Annotated in this window: 19 protein-coding genes; 10 read left to right on the top strand and 9 right to left on the bottom strand. The window is 60.6% G+C overall.

Going from position 1 to position 16708, the window contains the following annotated elements:
• Nucleotides 1-82 precede the first annotated feature (82 nt).
• Nucleotides 83-829: a LytR/AlgR family response regulator transcription factor gene (locus tag BLU63_RS11445; protein ID WP_010465077.1), complete on the bottom strand. Its 747-nt coding sequence runs from the start codon at nucleotides 827-829 to the stop codon at nucleotides 83-85.
• A gap of 461 nt (nucleotides 830-1290) precedes the next feature.
• Between BLU63_RS11445 and argH the strand changes: the two genes are divergently transcribed.
• Entirely contained in the window at nucleotides 1291-2685 is a 1395-nt protein-coding gene (gene argH / locus BLU63_RS11440) for an argininosuccinate lyase (protein ID WP_010465079.1), read from the top strand.
• A gap of 121 nt (nucleotides 2686-2806) precedes the next feature.
• Here the strand turns inward: argH and BLU63_RS11435 are convergent, their stop codons facing one another.
• Nucleotides 2807-3466, bottom strand: a complete 660-nt coding sequence (locus BLU63_RS11435) for a glutathione S-transferase family protein (RefSeq protein ID WP_010465081.1) — start codon at nucleotides 3464-3466, stop codon at nucleotides 2807-2809.
• A gap of 125 nt (nucleotides 3467-3591) precedes the next feature.
• Here BLU63_RS11435 and BLU63_RS11430 point away from each other — a divergent pair, with 125 nt between their 5' ends.
• The 3 genes from BLU63_RS11430 to BLU63_RS11420 all read left to right on the top strand — a co-directional run bounded on the left by BLU63_RS11430 (nucleotide 3592) and on the right by BLU63_RS11420 (nucleotide 7393).
• A complete protein-coding gene (locus BLU63_RS11430; RefSeq protein WP_010465083.1) occupies nucleotides 3592-3876 on the top strand; it encodes a hypothetical protein in 285 nt (94 codons plus the stop codon).
• Nucleotides 3877-4111: 235 nt separating this feature from the next.
• Entirely contained in the window at nucleotides 4112-4357 is a 246-nt protein-coding gene (locus BLU63_RS11425; RefSeq protein ID WP_010465085.1) for a TIGR02647 family protein, read from the top strand.
• A 192-nt stretch (nucleotides 4358-4549) separates the two neighbouring features.
• Complete coding sequence (locus BLU63_RS11420; RefSeq protein WP_083375481.1) at nucleotides 4550-7393, top strand: class I adenylate cyclase; 2844 nt, start codon at nucleotides 4550-4552, stop codon at nucleotides 7391-7393.
• A gap of 5 nt (nucleotides 7394-7398) precedes the next feature.
• Here the strand turns inward: BLU63_RS11420 and rnk are convergent, their stop codons facing one another.
• From rnk to cyaY, 3 genes are all read right to left on the bottom strand, one after another.
• Entirely contained in the window at nucleotides 7399-7809 is a 411-nt protein-coding gene (rnk, locus tag BLU63_RS11415; RefSeq protein ID WP_010465090.1) for a nucleoside diphosphate kinase regulator, read from the bottom strand.
• A gap of 276 nt (nucleotides 7810-8085) precedes the next feature.
• Nucleotides 8086-8304, bottom strand: a complete 219-nt coding sequence (locus BLU63_RS11410; RefSeq protein WP_010465092.1) for a DUF1289 domain-containing protein — start codon at nucleotides 8302-8304, stop codon at nucleotides 8086-8088.
• 4 nt (nucleotides 8305-8308) lie between these two features.
• A complete protein-coding gene (gene cyaY / locus BLU63_RS11405) occupies nucleotides 8309-8641 on the bottom strand; it encodes an iron donor protein CyaY (RefSeq protein WP_010465094.1) in 333 nt (110 codons plus the stop codon).
• Between the two features lie 314 nt (nucleotides 8642-8955).
• Between cyaY and lptM the strand changes: the two genes are divergently transcribed.
• From lptM to BLU63_RS11370, 6 genes are read left to right on the top strand one after another with little or no spacing between them, the layout of a single operon-like run.
• Nucleotides 8956-9129 carry an LPS translocon maturation chaperone LptM gene (gene lptM, locus BLU63_RS11395; protein ID WP_010465096.1) on the top strand — a complete coding sequence of 58 codons (174 nt, stop codon included), beginning with the start codon at nucleotides 8956-8958 and terminating at the stop codon, nucleotides 9127-9129.
• Nucleotides 9130-9138: 9 nt separating this feature from the next.
• Complete coding sequence (gene lysA / locus BLU63_RS11390; RefSeq protein ID WP_083375480.1) at nucleotides 9139-10386, top strand: diaminopimelate decarboxylase; 1248 nt, start codon at nucleotides 9139-9141, stop codon at nucleotides 10384-10386.
• 4 nt (nucleotides 10387-10390) lie between these two features.
• Nucleotides 10391-11221, top strand: a complete 831-nt coding sequence (gene dapF, locus BLU63_RS11385) for a diaminopimelate epimerase (protein WP_010465099.1) — start codon at nucleotides 10391-10393, stop codon at nucleotides 11219-11221.
• A 13-nt stretch (nucleotides 11222-11234) separates the two neighbouring features.
• Complete coding sequence (locus BLU63_RS11380; protein ID WP_010465101.1) at nucleotides 11235-11960, top strand: DUF484 family protein; 726 nt, start codon at nucleotides 11235-11237, stop codon at nucleotides 11958-11960.
• A 2-nt stretch (nucleotides 11961-11962) separates the two neighbouring features.
• Nucleotides 11963-12862, top strand: a complete 900-nt coding sequence (xerC, locus tag BLU63_RS11375) for a tyrosine recombinase XerC (protein WP_083375479.1) — start codon at nucleotides 11963-11965, stop codon at nucleotides 12860-12862.
• Nucleotides 12859-13563: an HAD family hydrolase gene (locus tag BLU63_RS11370; protein ID WP_083375478.1), complete on the top strand. Its 705-nt coding sequence runs from the start codon at nucleotides 12859-12861 to the stop codon at nucleotides 13561-13563. The genes xerC and BLU63_RS11370 overlap by 4 nt, the downstream gene beginning before the upstream one ends.
• Before the next feature lie 200 nt (nucleotides 13564-13763).
• Here BLU63_RS11370 and sutA read toward each other — a convergent pair whose 3' ends face one another.
• From sutA to glnK, 4 genes are all read right to left on the bottom strand, one after another.
• A complete protein-coding gene (gene sutA, locus BLU63_RS11365; protein WP_010465107.1) occupies nucleotides 13764-14087 on the bottom strand; it encodes a transcriptional regulator SutA in 324 nt (107 codons plus the stop codon).
• Nucleotides 14088-14188: 101 nt separating this feature from the next.
• A complete protein-coding gene (locus tag BLU63_RS11360) occupies nucleotides 14189-14614 on the bottom strand; it encodes a secondary thiamine-phosphate synthase enzyme YjbQ (protein WP_008030499.1) in 426 nt (141 codons plus the stop codon).
• A 214-nt stretch (nucleotides 14615-14828) separates the two neighbouring features.
• A complete protein-coding gene (locus BLU63_RS11355; protein WP_010465110.1) occupies nucleotides 14829-16166 on the bottom strand; it encodes an ammonium transporter in 1338 nt (445 codons plus the stop codon).
• 37 nt (nucleotides 16167-16203) lie between these two features.
• Nucleotides 16204-16542 (bottom strand): P-II family nitrogen regulator, encoded by a 339-nt coding sequence (gene glnK / locus BLU63_RS11350; RefSeq protein WP_002555808.1) that lies wholly within the window; start codon nucleotides 16540-16542, stop codon nucleotides 16204-16206.
• Nucleotides 16543-16708 lie beyond the last annotated feature (166 nt).

The raw sequence follows: 16708 nt of genomic DNA, 5'->3' as shown, positions 1-16708 counted from the left end.
TTGACTTGTATCAGAAACTACGTGGCCTCCCTGGCCCCGGACGTCCAACAAACGGGTGTGAAGTTCGCTTCTGATCAGCGAATCAAAGCTGTTGCATCATTTTTCGTACGCCGGCCACATGGCGACGGCTGACGATCAGGGCATCGCCATTGAGGCCTTTGAGGAACAGCTGAAAATGCCCCAGCGGCGTGCGCTGCAAGCGTTCGATGCGTTCGCGGGCGACCAGAGCGTTGCGGTGAATGCGCACGAAACGGTCGCCGAATTCATCTTCCAGGGCCTTGAGCGGTTCATCCAGCAGCACTTCGCCGCCTTCATGGCGCAAGGTCACGTATTTGTGGTCGGCAATGAAGTAGACCACCTGACCCAACGGGATCAGCTCAATGCCTTTACGTGTTCGGGCACTGATGTGGCTGCGGGGGCCGCTGCCGCTTTCGGCGGCTGGACGGGTCAGGGCGGCGAGCTGGACGCGATTGGGCCGCTCGGCTTTTTTCAATGCATCATGTAAATGTTCGGTTCGCACAGGCTTCACCAGATAGCCCACGGCGCTGGCCTGCAGGGCTTCCACGGCAAATTCATCGGGCCCGGTGCAAAACACCACGGCGGGCGGGGTTTCGCGTTCGCACAACCGGGCAGCCACTTGCAGGCCATCAAGGCCTGGCATGCCGATATCGAGCAACACGATATCCGGCTTGTGACTGTCGATCAGCGCTAACGCCTCTTCGCCGTTCGTGGCGCTGGGCTCCAGGACAGTGTATCCCTCGAGTTCGCCAACCATTCGGCTCAGGCGCTCGCGGGCTAGGGGTTCGTCATCAACGATCAGGACATTCATATTGCGCTGGATTCCTGCGTGAGTCTCGCACAAGGATAGCGTAGACAGGTGAAGTGACGTCCGTCACCGCGATCCACGCTAAGACTAGCGCGAGGGCCAAAAAGTGCCGCGAGACCGGCGGCTAAATTTTCATCTGCCAATTGATTGGAGGCTCTGGCCCGCATAAGCGAGGTATCGCCGTAGGGTTTGCCGATACACAATATGAACACCCCCTCTTCTTATAGTCAGCCGCAGCGCCGAGAAGTGCGCTGTTCCTATTGTCCAACTGTAGACGGTTGCAGGGACGATATTGCTCAATCGGAAAATATCGTTGCGCAATTTCCCACAAGGCATGTCCCGAGTATGGACCCCGCCTTGTGAAAAAAACCTGTCGACCAGCGTCAGCGACAGGATTGGCAACCCTGTTATTATCCGCGGCAGCTTCCACCGTCATTTTTTCTTCAGCCGACACGAGCGAATTCATGAGCACTGACAAGACCAATCAGTCCTGGGGCGGCCGCTTCAGTGAACCCGTCGACGCCTTCGTCGCCCGCTTCACCGCCTCCGTCACTTTCGACCAGCGCCTGTATCGCCACGACATCATGGGCTCGATCGCCCACGCCACCATGCTGGCCAAGGTCGGCGTGCTGACAGACGCCGAGCGCGACAGCATCACCGATGGCCTGAAGACCATCCAGGGTGAAATCGAGGCCGGTCAGTTCGACTGGCGCATCGACCTCGAAGACGTGCACATGAACATCGAGGCGCGCCTGACCGACCGCATCGGCGTCACGGGTAAAAAACTGCACACCGGGCGCAGCCGCAACGACCAGGTCGCCACCGACATTCGCCTGTGGCTGCGCGACGAGATCGACCTGATCCTCAGCGAAATCACCCGCCTGCAAAAAGGCTTGCTGGAGCAGGCCGAGCGCGAAGCCGGCAGCATCATGCCGGGCTTCACCCACCTGCAAACCGCGCAGCCGGTGACTTTCGGGCACCACATGCTGGCCTGGTTCGAAATGCTCAGCCGCGACTATGAGCGCCTGGTCGACTGCCGCAAGCGCACCAACCGCATGCCGCTGGGCAGCGCCGCGCTGGCCGGCACCACTTACCCGATCGACCGCGAGTTCACGGCTCAGTTGCTGGGCTTCGATGCCGTGGGCGGCAACTCGCTGGACAACGTGTCTGATCGCGACTTCGCCATCGAGTTCTGCTCGGCCGCGAGCATCGCGATGATGCACTTGTCGCGGTTCTCCGAAGAGCTGGTGCTGTGGACCAGCGCCCAGTTCCAATTCATCGATCTGCCGGACCGTTTCTGCACCGGCAGCTCGATCATGCCGCAAAAGAAAAACCCGGACGTTCCAGAGCTGGTGCGTGGCAAGACCGGCCGTGTCTTCGGCGCGCTGATGGGCCTGCTGACCTTGATGAAGGGCCAGCCACTGGCCTACAACAAAGACAATCAGGAAGACAAGGAACCGCTGTTCGACGCGGCCGATACGCTGCGCGATTCGCTGCGAGCCTTTGCCGACATGATCCCGGCGATCAAGCCCAAGCACGCGATGATGCGCGAAGCGGCGCTGCGTGGTTTCTCCACCGCGACTGACCTGGCTGACTACCTGGTACGCCGCGGCCTGCCGTTCCGTGATTGCCACGAAATCGTTGGCCATGCCGTGAAGTACGGCGTGGAAAGCGGCAAGGACCTGGCGGAAATGAGCCTGGAGGAGCTGCGCAAGTTCAGCGACCAGATCGATCAGGACGTATTCGCCGTGCTGACCCTGGAAGGCTCGGTGAACGCCCGCGACCATATCGGCGGGACTGCGCCGGCGCAGGTGAAGAAGGCCGTGGCGCGCGGTCAGGCATTGCTCGCCAGCCGCTAAAAGCTTCGCGGGCAAGCCTCGCTCCTACGGGATCTGTGTCGCCCCGCAATTGCGCGAACGACACCGATCCCGCAGGAGCGAGGCCTGCCCGCGAAGACTGATTCAAGAACGCTACAAAACCCTACTTCTTGGAAGCGACCATCGCCATAAACGCCGGCATCGCCGCTTCCTTGTCCGCCGCAATCCGCTGTACGTTCGGGTTCTGCTCCAGTCGCTCCAACAGCGCCCTGGCCGCCGGCATCTCGGCCAGCAGATCGATATCGAACAGCTTATGCGCCACCGCACAGGCCAGTGGAACGCTGTACAGGAAGTACAAATCCGCAATGCTCAGACTGTCCCCTGCCACATAAGGGGCGAACTTGCCGTGCCTGCCCAACGCGGCAAAGCCTGCCAGCAGCTCGGTCTTGGTCTTGTCCCTGATCGCGTCCGGCACCTGCATGCCGAAAAATGCCTGGGGATAACAGGCGCGAGCCGGCAACTCGATGTACAACTCGATTTCCTTGGCCACTGCCAGCACTTGCGCCCGCTCGAACGGGTCGCTCGGCAGGAGCGGTATACCGTTCTGACTTTGCTCGATGAACTCGAGGATTACCGCGGTTTCATTGATGAAACCCTGCTCGGTGCGCAAAACCGGCACCTTGCCGCGCGGACTGATGGCCAGCGAGTCCGGGCTGGTGCCGGCATAAAACGGTACTTCTTCAAACGGCACGCCCTTCTCCAGCAGCGCCAGCTTGACCATGTTGTAGTAGTTACTGACGGAAAATCCATAAAGCTTGAGCATCACAAAGCCTCCAGGCCGTGCGGGGTTGGCAGTGCCTGTTTATAGAACGCCGAAGCGATTCCTGCCAGCAGCATCACAGCGCTGAATGCAGGTAAACTGGCCGCCTTAAACTTGAGGAGCCTGCCATGAGCGAGCCAACTGATATCGATAGCGACGAAGAAGAATTCACCGAAACCACCCTGATCGAAGCCATCGAAAACCAGATCGAAAGCGACAACCCGCCTGCGGCCAAGGCCACGTTCAACAAGCTGACCCTGGTCGGTTACGAGCGCGAGGAAATCCTCAACCTGATGGCCCATGTGCTGGCAGTAGAAATCGACGCAATCCTCGAAGAAGACCGCGCGTTCAACACCGAATGGTATGAAACCGCCCTGCGGGCATTGCCAGAGTTGCCGCCGGAAAAGAAGTAACCCCGATTCCGTAGGAGCGAGGCTCGCCCGCGAAGGGTGCGCTGAAGTTTTTCCAGACAAACCGTGTCATCGCTCTTGGCGGGCAAGCCTCGCTCCTACGCACCCCGCTGGCGCACCACCCTGCGGGGAATGCATCCCGAGGCGAAAAAACCCTGTCGCGAGCACTGGACATGCCGCACGAGTGGGCTCACCTTAGGGGCGCTGTCGTCCAATTCCTAGAAAGTCTGGAGTCCTTATGTCGCTTACCCCTGAGTTGGTTGCCGAACTGGAAATCCTCGCACTCTTCAACCTGGACAGTTCCCAGGAAGGTTTGAAAATTCATCAGACCGCTGCCCCGAAAGCCATTGCTGCCGCCCAAAGACTGTTCGACAAAGAACTGATCACCCAGCCAGATGGTGGTTATCTGACCAGTCTGGGTCGTGACGCCGCGCAAAATGTGCAAACCGTTCTGACCATTCTCAACGTCCAGGAAACAGCCTGAGCATTACCGTAGCGCCCACGGAAACCCCTGCTACGGGTTTTCCGCGGGCACACTTTGTGACTTGACGTCGCCTCGCGGTAGAAATCTGGCGTCAAAAATACAAATTCAGCTTAAAAGTCCCGCGTCCGAGGCGCTAAACTGCCCCCATCCGCAGACCCCACGTCCGAGCTTCGCGAGCCGGTTTGAGCTGACATGACCCGCACCCATGAAATCCGCCCCGATCTGGACGAGGGAATCGACCGCAAGGTTCTCAGCCAGCTGCGCGCTCGCTTTCTGAAGCTCAACGAAGGCCGCATGGCCCGTGCCATGGAAGGGCTGTCGCCCCGCCAACAAACGGTGCTGACGCTGCTGCCGCTGTTTTTCCACGTCAATCACCCGCTGTTGCCAGGTTATGTGTCGGGCAGCACGCCAGCCGGGCTGTCGAATTTCGAGCCTGACGCCAACGCCCTCGCCGAAGCCCAGCGCCTGACCCGATCGTTTTCCTATAAGCCACGCCACGGCAGCAATCCACCGCGTCCGATCCACGGACTATTCCTGATGGGCAGTCTGGGCACCCTGGCCCAGGCCGATCAAAGCGACATGGACGTGTGGGTCTGTCACAGCCCGGAATTGAACGAGAACGAACTCGCCGAGCTGCGCAAAAAGTGCCAGTTGCTCGAGGCCTGGGCCGCCAGCCAGGGCGCCGAGGCGCATTTCTTCCTGATCGACCCGGCCCGCTTCGTGCTCGGCGAGCGCGATACGCAATTGAGTTCGGAAGACTGCGGCACGACCCAGCACTACCTGCTGCTGGATGAGTTCTACCGCACCGCAATCTGGCTGGCCGGCCGCACGCCAATCTGGTGGCTGGTGCCAGTCTACGAAGAAGCCGCCTACGACCGTTACACCCACACGCTGCTGTCCAAGCGCTTCATCCGTGCGGACGAGTCGCTGGATTTGGGGCATCTGGCCTATATCCCGCCGGGGGAATTCATCGGTGCCGGGCTCTGGCAGTTGTTCAAGGGCATCGAGTCGCCCTACAAATCCGTGCTCAAACTTCTGCTGATCGAGGTGTATGCCAGCGAACACCCCAAGGTCCATTGCTTGAGCCTGCGCTTCAAGCAGGCGGTATTCGCCAATCAACTGGACCTCGACGAGCTCGACCCCTACATCGTGGTCTACCGACGCATTGAGGAATACCTCACCGCGCGGGGCGAGCCGGAGCGCCTGGAGCTGGTACGCCGCGCGTTGTACCTGAAGGTCAACCGCAAGCTCACCGGCAGCAGTCGCACCCAGAGCTGGCAACGTTCGCTGCTTGAGCGCCTGGCTCACGAATGGCACTGGGATCAGCGGCAGCTGGCGCTGCTCGACAGCCGCAGCCAATGGAAAGTCCGCCAGGTCAGCACCGAACGCCGAGCCCTGGTCAATGAACTGAACTACAGCTACCGCTTCCTGACCCAGTTCGCCCGCAACGAGCAAACCGCCAGCCTGATCAACAAACGCGACCTCAACGTGCTGGGTCGGCGGCTGTATGCAGCCTTTGAGCGCAAAGCGGACAAAGTCGAGTTCATCAACCCCGGCATCGCTCCGGACCTGGCCGAAGACACCCTGACCCTGGTGCAAGCACCCAACAAGAAAGAACCCGGGCAAACCCAGTGGGGCTTGTACAACGGCAGCCTGGCAGCCCACGAGTGGGAACATTTCGCGCCGATCAAGCGCAGCCGCCAATTGCTGGAGCTGCTGACCTGGTGCCACCGCAACGGTGTGATCGACAGCAGCACCCGCCTCGCCTTGCACCCAGGCACCAGCGATTTGAGCGAGTTCGAACTGTTCAACCTGCTCGGCAGCCTGCAACAAAGCATCGCCCTGCCGTTGGCGACGGTTGCCGAAGAGCCCTTGCTGCGCGCCAGTGTGCCGAGTGAAGTGCTGATTCTGGTAAACGTCGGCGTCGATCCGCTCAAGCATCACCGCGACCTGAATATCCTGATGACCACCGAGCGCACCGACTCCCTGAGCTACGCCGGTGTCCGGGAAAACCTGGTGCTGACCCTGGACCAGGTCACGCTCAACAGCTGGAACGAAGTGCTGGTCAACCGCTACGACGGCCCCCACGCCCTGCTCGACTGCCTGCGCGATTACCTCAACAACTTGCCGAACGGTCTACAACAACCCCGTTTGAGGGTGCGTTGTTTCTGCCACAACCGGGCGCAATTCATTGCACGGCGGGTCGAAGAGGTCCTCGATACGGCGCAGAACCTGCTGCTGAGCCAGCTCAATCATCGCTACCTGCTACAGGTCCAGCAGCATTACCACGTGCTGGAGTTGGTGCCCGGCCAGGTCAATCACGTCGCCCTCGCCACGCTGCCGGCGCTGTTCGATTACCTGGGCGAAGAACTGGCGAGCTACAGCCCGCTGCACCTGGACCCGATGGCACTGGAAGACCACGACCTGGCGCTGATCCTGCCCATGGGCCAGCCCGAATGCATTCAAGTGTTCTACCGAATCACCGAACAGCAGGCGGAGCTGTACGTACTGGATGAATTCAATGCCCTGTGGCAGCAGCGCTTGCCCTATCACGACGAACAAAGCCTGCTGGTGCCACTGCAACGGTTCCTGCAATCAATCAAGTACCGACGCGACGCGTTGTTGCCGATGAACGCCGCCCAGCCCCTGAACCTCGACACGTTGTATTACCAGCTATTGCCGTCAGGTCCTGGCCGGGCGCGTCGCGTCGAAGCCCGGCCGGCGCCGCAAACCCCGATCAATAAACCGTTCTACGACGTGCAGGCGATCATCGGCAAAGCCGCGCCGGGACAGGTGCAGGTCACGTTGTATTGCAATCAGCGAGAATTTTCAGAGCTGGAGTATGGCGACCATTTGTTTAGCGTGGTCGCCCAGGAGATCGTCGAGCAGCGCCGGGAAATCGAGCGCTATCGCTGCTACATCACCGACCTGGACTTGTCGGGCCTGCTCGGTGATGGTCAGAGTTCAAGCAATTTGTACTTGCGCTACAAGGCCGACCTGGAGCGCGCGTTGAATGAGGCGCTCGAGCAGGTCTAAGCGGTTTATTCCGGAAAATGACCGCCCCCGGCCGGCTGGGATTCAACTTCCAGCAGGGTCAGTTTGAGGGTTTTGCCGCCTGGTGCTGGCCAGTCGATGTGCTGGCCAACTTTAAGGCCGAGCAGCGCGCTGCCGACCGGCGCCAGAATGGAAATCTTGCCTTCGTCGGCGTTGGCGTCCTTGGGATAAACCAGGGTCAGGTGATAGTCCTTGCCACTGCCTTCTTCGCGGCAATGCACACGGGAATTCATGGTGACGACATCGGCGGGCACTTCTTCGTGACCGACCACGGTATCGGCGCGATCCAGTTCGGTTTGCAGCGCAATGACGCCCGGCAGCGTGTCATCCAGGCTGTCGATCAGGCGCTCCAGACGTTGCACGTCCAGACGAGTAAGGGTGATGGAAGGTGTGGTCATGATTGAGGCAGACTCCTTTCTTCTGCACAAAAAAAGCAAAACCCCGCCAGAAAAAGGCGGGGTTTTCACGAGCCTCGATGGGTTGAGGCGTTTCTGGACACTATCACAGCTCAATAAATATACAAGTGAGCGGCGACCACGCACCTGCGCTGACATTTTTGAGAGAGGCTTGCCTGTGGCGAGGGAGCTTGCTCCCGTTCGGCTGCGCAGCAGTCGTAAGCTTTTTGGGGCCGCTTCGCAGCCCAGCGGGAGCAAGCTCCCTCGCCACAAAAGCTCTTATGCCAAGGCTTTGCGCTGGACTGCCTGGGCGCAGATCACACGCCGACGATCATCATCCGCCGAGCGCCATTCGCGGATGTCTTCGACATGGCGAAAACAGCCGAGGCAGACCTTCTGTTCGTCCAGCCGACACACACCGCTGCACGGCGAAGGCACGGCCGGGCTGACATTGCTGTAGAGCGGTTTGGGCGGACGAACGGGCGCAGGCTGGGTCACGGTCTCACAGGCCTTCGAAATCGAGCTCGACGTCAGCTTGCTGCTTGACGATGCGCTCAAGCATCTCGCCCAATTGTTCTTCACTCTTGTCGCACATCCAGCGCTCGCTCTCTTCGTCGTAATCGAAGTGGAAACCACCGGACACGGCCGCAAGCCACAGCTGACGCAGGGGTTCCTGGCGGCTGAAGATCAACTGGCTGCCGTTTTCGAACTTGACGGTGAGCACACCGGCCGAGCTCTCCAGATCGATATCCAGGCCACTATCGTCAAAAATATCCTCCAGCGTCTGCTGGGTGGCATCGACCAGGTCATGGAAACGGGCTTCGGTCAAACTCATTACGGCAACCTCAAAAAGTGTCTGTTCACGCTCAAGCGCCGCAAGATACGGGCGAGCCCCGGTGATTGCAAAGGATAACGACCCACGGTGATCACGAAACCTGTGGGAGCGAGCCTGCTCGAGAAGGGCCCATCATATTCAACATCAATGTTGACTGACACTACGCCTTCGCAAGCAGGCTCGCTCCCACAGGGATTGCGCCCGGCTGACCAGCATCGTGCCAAGCCCCGCCGGACGGGAGCCCCGTCGCATAGGCAAGCTGACGGGTGGCCGGTATACTCCGGCGCAATTAATGCATTTTCAAGGATTTCGCCATGAAGCGCCTGATCTCTTCCCTTGCTGCGCTCGTCGCGGTTGCCTGCCTTGTGTCGGCCTGTGGTCAAAAAGGCCCGCTGTATCTGCCCGACGATTCCCAGGATCCCGCCGAGCAGGCTCAGTCCTCGCAAAAGCAGCCGTCCAAAGCACACAAGCACGACGTCTACCAATAAGGGAACGCCATGGACGCTTTTAATTACCGTGGCGGGGAGCTGTTTGCCGAAGGTGTGGCCCTGTCGGCCATCGCCGAACGTTTCGGCACACCGACCTACGTCTACTCCCGCGCGCACATCGAAGCCCAGTACCTGGCATACGCCGATGCGCTGGTCGGCATACCGCACCTGGTCTGCTTTGCGGTCAAGGCCAACTCCAACCTGGGTGTACTGAATGTCCTGGCCCGTCTTGGCGCCGGTTTTGACATCGTCTCCCGTGGCGAGCTGGAACGCGTACTGGCCGCCGGCGGCAGCGCCGACAAGATCGTTTTCTCCGGTGTCGGCAAGACCCGTGACGACATGCGTCGCGCCTTGGAAGTTGGCGTCCATTGCTTCAACGTCGAATCCACCGATGAGCTGGAGCGTCTGCAAGTGGTCGCCGCCGAGCTGGGTGTTCGCGCACCGATCTCGCTACGTGTGAACCCGGACGTCGATGCCGGCACGCACCCGTACATTTCCACCGGTCTCAAAGAGAACAAGTTCGGCATCGCCATCGCCGACGCCGAAGACGTGTACATCCGCGCCGCCCAGTTGCCCAACCTGGAAGTGGTCGGCGTCGATTGCCACATCGGTTCGCAACTGACCACCCTGCCGCCGTTCATCGACGCCCTCGACCGCCTGCTGGGCCTGGTCGACCGCCTCGGCGATTGCGGCATTTACCTGCGCCACATCGATCTCGGTGGCGGTTTGGGCGTGCGTTATCGCGATGAAGAGCCGCCATTGGCTGCCGACTACATCAAAGCCGTGCGCGAGCGTCTCGACGGTCGCGACCTGGCGCTGGTGTTCGAGCCGGGCCGTTTCATCGTCGCCAACGCCGGCGTGCTGCTGACCCAGGTCGAGTACCTCAAGCACACCGAACACAAAGACTTCGCCATCGTCGACGCGGCCATGAACGACCTGATCCGTCCGGCGCTGTACCAGGCCTGGATGGATGTCACCGCCGTGCGCCCGCGCACTGCAGCAGCGCGCGCCTACGACATCGTCGGCCCGATCTGCGAGACCGGCGACTTCCTGGCCAAGGATCGTGAACTGGCCCTGGAAGAAGGCGATCTGTTGGCCGTGCATTCGGCCGGCGCCTATGGGTTTGTCATGAGTTCCAACTACAACACCCGCGGCCGCGCCGCCGAAGTGTTGGTGGACGGTGATCAGGCATTTGAAGTGCGTCGCCGTGAGACGGTAGCCGAGTTGTTTGCTGGCGAAAGCCTGCTGCCGGAGTAATCCCATGCTGCTGCGTTTTACCAAGATGCACGGCCTGGGCAACGACTTCATGGTCCTCGACCTGGTCAGCCAGCACGCGCACATCCTGCCCAAGCACGCCAAGCAATGGGGCGATCGGCATACCGGCATCGGTTTCGACCAGTTGCTGATCGTCGAAGCGCCGAGCAACCCGGACGTGGACTTCCGCTACCGGATCTTCAACTCCGATGGTTCCGAAGTGGAACAGTGCGGCAACGGTGCGCGCTGTTTCGCCCGCTTCGTGCTCGACAAACGCCTGACCGCCAAGCGGCAGATTCGCGTCGAGACCAAAAGCGGCATCATCGAACTGGATATCCGCAGCGACGGCCAGATTGGTGTCAACATGGGCGCACCGCGCCTGGTGCCGACCGAGATTCCATTCGACGCGCCAGAACAGGCCTTGAGTTATAAGCTCGATGTCGAGGGTACGACCGTCGAACTGGCCGCCGTGTCCATGGGAAACCCCCATGCCGTGTTGCGGGTCAGCGACATCAACAACGCACCGGTGCATGAACTGGGACCGAAAATCGAACACCACCCGCGCTTCCCGGCGCGGGTCAACGTCGGTTTTCTCCAGGTCATCGACCGGAACCGTGCGCAGTTGCGCGTCTGGGAACGTGGCGCCGGGGAAACCCAGGCCTGCGGCACCGGCGCCTGCGCTGCCGCAGTGGCCGCGATCAGCCAGGGGTGGATGGATTCGCCGCTATTGATCGACCTGCCCGGCGGGCGTCTGTCCATTGAATGGGCAGGCCCTGGCCATCCGGTCATGATGACCGGCCCGGCAGTCCGCGTTTATGAAGGACAAGTGCGTCTTTGAGAGAGTCGAATCCATGAAAGATAAGCCCCAGGTTCCCGCCCCACAGCCCGACGAATCCCCTTCCGAAAGCCTTGAGGCGGCGGCGATTGCCGCGTACCTGGAGGCTCATCCGGATTTCTTCGTCGAGCACGAAGAACTGCTCCCGGCCTTGCGCATTCCGCACCAGCGCGGCGATACCGTCTCGCTGGTCGAACGCCAGATGAAGATCCTGCGCGACCGCAACATTGAGTTGCGTCATCGCCTCTCGCATTTGATGGACGTGGCCCGCGACAACGACCGCCTCTTCGACAAGACCCGCCGCCTGATTCTGGCGCTGATGGATGCCAGCAGCCTGGAAGACGTGGTGATCAGCGTCGAAGACAGTCTGCGCCAGGACTTCCAGGTGCCTTTTGTCAGCCTGATCCTGCTGGGTGACAACCCGATGCCGGTGGGCCGCTGGGTCACCCATGCCGACGCGCAAACGGCCATTGGCGGCTTGCTCTCGGAAGACAAAAGCGTCAGCGGCAGCCTGCGCGATCACGAACTGGACTTCCTGTTCGGCGAAGAACAGCGCAAACAGATCGGCTCCACCGCCGTTGTCGCCATCAGCCATCAAGGCATCCACGGCGTCCTGGCCATCGCCAGTCGCGACCCGCAACACTACAAAAGCTCGGTCGGTACGCTGTTCCTGAGCTACATCGCCGAAGTCATGGGTCGCGTGCTGCCTCGGGTCAACAGTTCCCTGCGCTCGGTACGCTGACCATGGAACGGCAACTGGACGCTTACTGCGAACACCTGCGCAGTGAGCGGCAGGTGTCGCCCCAAACGCTGCACGCCTACCGCCGCGATCTCGACAAAGTGCTGGGCTGGTGCGTCAAACAGAACATCAGCAGCTGGGCCGCGCTGGACATTCAGCGTCTGCGCAGCCTGATCGCGCGCCTGCATTCCCAGGGTCAATCTTCGCGCAGCCTGGCGCGACTGCTGTCGGCCGTCCGTGGGCTCTATCATTATTTGAACCGCGAAGGTCTTTGCGATCACGACCCGGCCAACGGCCTGGCACCGCCCAAGGGCGAAAGACGGCTGCCGAAAACCCTCGATACCGACCGCGCGCTGCAACTGCTTGAAGGCGCGGTGGAGGATGACTTCCTGGCACGTCGGGATCAGGCGATTCTGGAGCTGTTCTATTCCTCGGGTTTGCGCCTTTCGGAGCTGACCGGGCTTAATATGGATCAGCTGGATCTGGCCGACGGCATGGTTCAGGTGCTCGGCAAGGGCAGCAAGACTCGCCTGCTGCCGGTCGGCAAAAAAGCGCGTGAAGCCCTGGAACTGTGGCTGCCGTTGCGGGCCATGACTAACCCGGCAGACGATGCGGTGTTCGTCAGCCAGCAAGGTCGGCGCCTTGGCCCCCGGGCGATTCAGTTGCGGGTCAAAGCTGCTGGTGAGCGCGAGCTGGGGCAGAACCTGCACCCGCACATGTTGCGGCATTCCTTTGCCAGCCATTTGCTGGAATCCTCGCAGGACCTGCGCGCCGTACAGGAATTGCTCGGCCACTCGGACATCAAGACCACCCAGATCTACACCCACCTGGACTTCCAGCACCTGGCCACGGTCTACGACAGCGCCCATCCACGGGCCAAACGCATTAAAGGCGATGATTCATGACCATCCAATTGATCACCTTCGACCTCGACGACACCCTGTGGGACACCGCCCCGGTGATCGTCAGCGCCGAAGCCATACTGCGTGAATGGCTGACCGAGCACGCACCGAACCTGGGCGCGCTGCCGGTGGACCATTTGTGGGCTATTCGGGAACGGGTCCTGACCCTCGAACCGAGCCTCAAACACCGTATCAGCGCGCTGCGGCGCCGGGTGTTGTTCCATGCGTTGGAGGAGGCCGGATACGACCACGGCGAGGCGTCGGACCTGGCCGACAAGAGTTTTGAAGTGTTTCTGCATGCCCGGCACCAGATCGAGGTGTTTCCCGACGTCGAGCCGACGCTGGAAACCCTGGCCAAGCATTACGCCCTGGGTGTGGTCACCAATGGCAACGCCGATGTGCGCCGGCTGGGACTGGCCGATTACTTCAAGTTTGCGTTGTGCGCCGAAGACATCGGCATCGCCAAGCCCGATGCGCGCCTGTTTCATGAGGCATTGCAACGGGGTGGTGCGACGGCGGAGACGGCGGTGCATATCGGCGATCATCCGGGGGATGACATTGCCGGGGCGCAGCAGGCGGGGTTGCGGGCGATCTGGTTTAACCCGGCGCGCAAGGCCTGGGAAGCCGAGAAGGCACCGGATGCCGAGATTCGCAGTTTGACCGAATTGCCGGCGTTGCTGGCTCGGTGGAACGCCCATCACTGATCCTGAATTCACATACAACCCTTGTGGGAGCGAGCCTGCTCGCGAAAGCGGTGGGTCATCCGACATCTATTTTGAATGTGATGACCCCTTCGCGAGCAGGCTCGCTCCCACAGTGGATAGTGCCAAGTCCATACCTTTTCTTCGCCCATGAAAAAGCCCGCAGCGACGGCGGGCCTTTTCAGCAAGCCAATAGCAGACGCTTAGATAGGCCGGCTGCCGTACTTGTTGTCAGGCTTCTTGGGCGGATCGGCGACCACATTGGCCTCCACTTCCTGCACCTTGCCGCCCCGTGCCAGAAACTCTTCCATGGCCTTGGCCAGGGCGTCGCGTTCCTTGTTCTTGGCTTCGACGCTCGGCAGCTCGTCAACCGACACCGCAGCCTTGGCTTTGCCTTTGGCGGTCGGAACGGGCGTTTCACCGCCGTCGTCTTCAGCGACGTCTTCGGCCGCTGCTTCCAGACCTTCTTCGGTTTCGTCGTCGTCGCCTACTTCGAGGTCGTCGTTTTCCAGATCATCGTCGCTCATGTTCTACCTCATGACTTGCGAAAAGCAGATTAGTTATAGCCCAGCTTCACCGTCTGTCGACAGCCGCCGGAAAAATTCAATAACCACTGGTGACCAGCGGTTCATGCCTCTTCACCATGCACGGTGGCGAGGACTTTACGGGCACCGCCAAAATCACGGTGCTCGCCCAGATAAACACCTTGCCAGGTCCCCAGCGCCAGTCGGCCTGCCGAAATCGGCAAACTGAGCTGACAGCCAAGCACGCTGGCCTTGAAGTGCGCCGGGAGGTCGTCCAGGCCTTCGTCGTTATGCTCATAGCCGTCTGTTCCTTGTGGGATCAGACGATTGAAAAATCGTTCGAAGTCGCGACGTACCGCCGGATCGGCGTTCTCGTTGATGGTCAACGACGCCGAGGTATGCTGCAGCCACAAATGCAACAGACCGACCCGGCACGCCTTGAGTTCAGGCAGGCCGGCGAGTAACTCGTCCGTTACCAGATGAAAGCCCCGGGGCCGTGCCCGCAGGGTAATCAGAGTCTGTTGCCACATACAGTTCTCCGCACGTTCGGGGCGCATTCTAGCGCGCTCTGGGAAAAAACAAAGGCCCTAATATTCCTTCAATCATGTAAGCCATTGGCCGCAGAAAAACGCCCGTCGTAAACGCCACCAAACGTGTACGAAAAAACCTTTCAGCAGTCTCTTCACTGACAAACGCCAGACAAAAAAATGCCCGGCAAGCCGGGCAAGTTTTTTATGCGCGTGCTTACAAGTTGTAGCCGCGTTCGTTGTGGAGTGCCAGGTCGATGCCGACGGCCTCTTCTTCTTCCGTGATACGCAGACCCATGACAGCGTCCAGTACCTTGAGAATGATGTAGGTGACGATCGCGGTGTAGATCACCGTGAAGCCCACGCCTTTGCACTGAATCCAGACTTGAGCGGCGATGTCGGTGACGGTGCCGAAGCCACCCAGGGACGGTGCGGCGAACACACCGGTCAGGATCGCGCCGAGGATACCGCCGATGCCGTGCACACCGAAGGCGTCCAGGGAATCGTCATAACCGAGTTTGCGTTTCAGGGTGGTGGCGCAGAAGAAGCACACCACGCCCGCTGCCAGGCCGATGACCAGCGCGCCCATCGGGCCCACGGTGCCAGCGGCCGGGGTGATGGCGACCAGACCGGCCACAACACCCGAAGCGATACCCAGTGCACTTGGTTTGCCGTGAGTGATCCACTCGGCGAACATCCAGCCCAGTGCAGCGGCGGCGGTTGCGATCTGGGTCACCAGCATTGCCATACCGGCCGTGCCGTTGGCCGCAGCGGCGGAACCGGCGTTGAAACCGAACCAGCCGACCCACAGCATCGCGGCGCCCATCAGGGTGTAACCGAGGTTGTGCGGTGCCATCGGGGTGGTCGGGAAGCCTTTGCGCTTGCCGAGCACGATGCACGCAACCAGACCGGCCACACCGGCGTTGATGTGCACCACGGTGCCGCCCGCGAAGTCGAGCACACCCCAATCCCACATCAGGCCGCCGTTGCCGGACCAGACCATGTGCGCAATCGGTGCATAAACCAGGGTGAACCACACGCCCATGAAGATCAGCATGGCGGAGAACTTCATCCGCTCGGCGAAGGCACCGACGATCAGCGCAGGGGTGATGATGGCGAAGGTCATCTGGAAGGTGATGAACACCGCCTCAGGGAACAGCGCCGCAGGACCGGTCAGGCTCGACGGCGTGACACCGGCGAGGAATGCCTTGCCCATGCCACCGAAGAACGAGTTGAAGTTGACGACGCCCTGCTCCATGCCGGTGGTGTCGAACGCGATGCTGTAGCCATAAATGACCCACAGAATGCTGATCAGACCGGTAATGGCGAAGCACTGCATCATCACGGAAAGAATGTTTTTGGAGCGAACCATGCCGCCGTAGAACAGGGCGAGGCCGGGAATGGTCATGAACAGCACGAGGGCTGTCGAGGTCATCATCCAGGCGGTATCGCCGGAGTTGAGGACTGGGGCCGCCACTTCGTCTGCCGCCATAGCCAGGCTGGGCATTACGAGGGACAACAGGGCTCCTAGCCCTGCGAATTTACGCAGAGTCATATTGTTTTCTCCTGGGGCGTTGGGTTTGTGGCGGCGTTTAAATCGCGTCGGTATCGGTTTCGCCGGTACGGATGCGAATCGCCTGTTCCAGATTGACCACGAAGATCTTGCCGTCACCGATCTTGCCGGTGTTGGCGGCCTTGGTTATCGCCTCGATAACCCGGTCCAGATCCTTGTCGTCAATGGCGACATCGATCTTTACCTTAGGCAGGAAATCGACCACGTATTCCGCGCCGCGATACAGCTCGGTGTGACCCTTCTGCCGACCGAAGCCTTTGACTTCAGTAACGGTAATGCCCTGCACGCCGATCTCGGACAGCGACTCGCGCACGTCGTCCAGTTTGAACGGCTTGATGATGGCAGTGACTAGCTTCATGAAAACTCTCTCCCGAATTGGTGGACTTGCCCCAGGAAAACAAACCCGACTCAAGTCTAAGCGCAGTGCCTGGCTTTGTAACGCATCGTCGACCTTACCTGCCCGTCCGACGCCAGCTAACCGCTCCTCACGAAACAACTCCCCGTTCCGCTTGGCGCACTGCATT

Source organism: Pseudomonas mandelii (assembly GCF_900106065.1).
Taxonomy (GTDB): domain Bacteria; phylum Pseudomonadota; class Gammaproteobacteria; order Pseudomonadales; family Pseudomonadaceae; genus Aquipseudomonas; species Aquipseudomonas mandelii.
The sequence above is the reverse complement of the archived record's forward strand: the minus strand, read 5'-3'. Positions and strand labels throughout refer to the sequence as shown.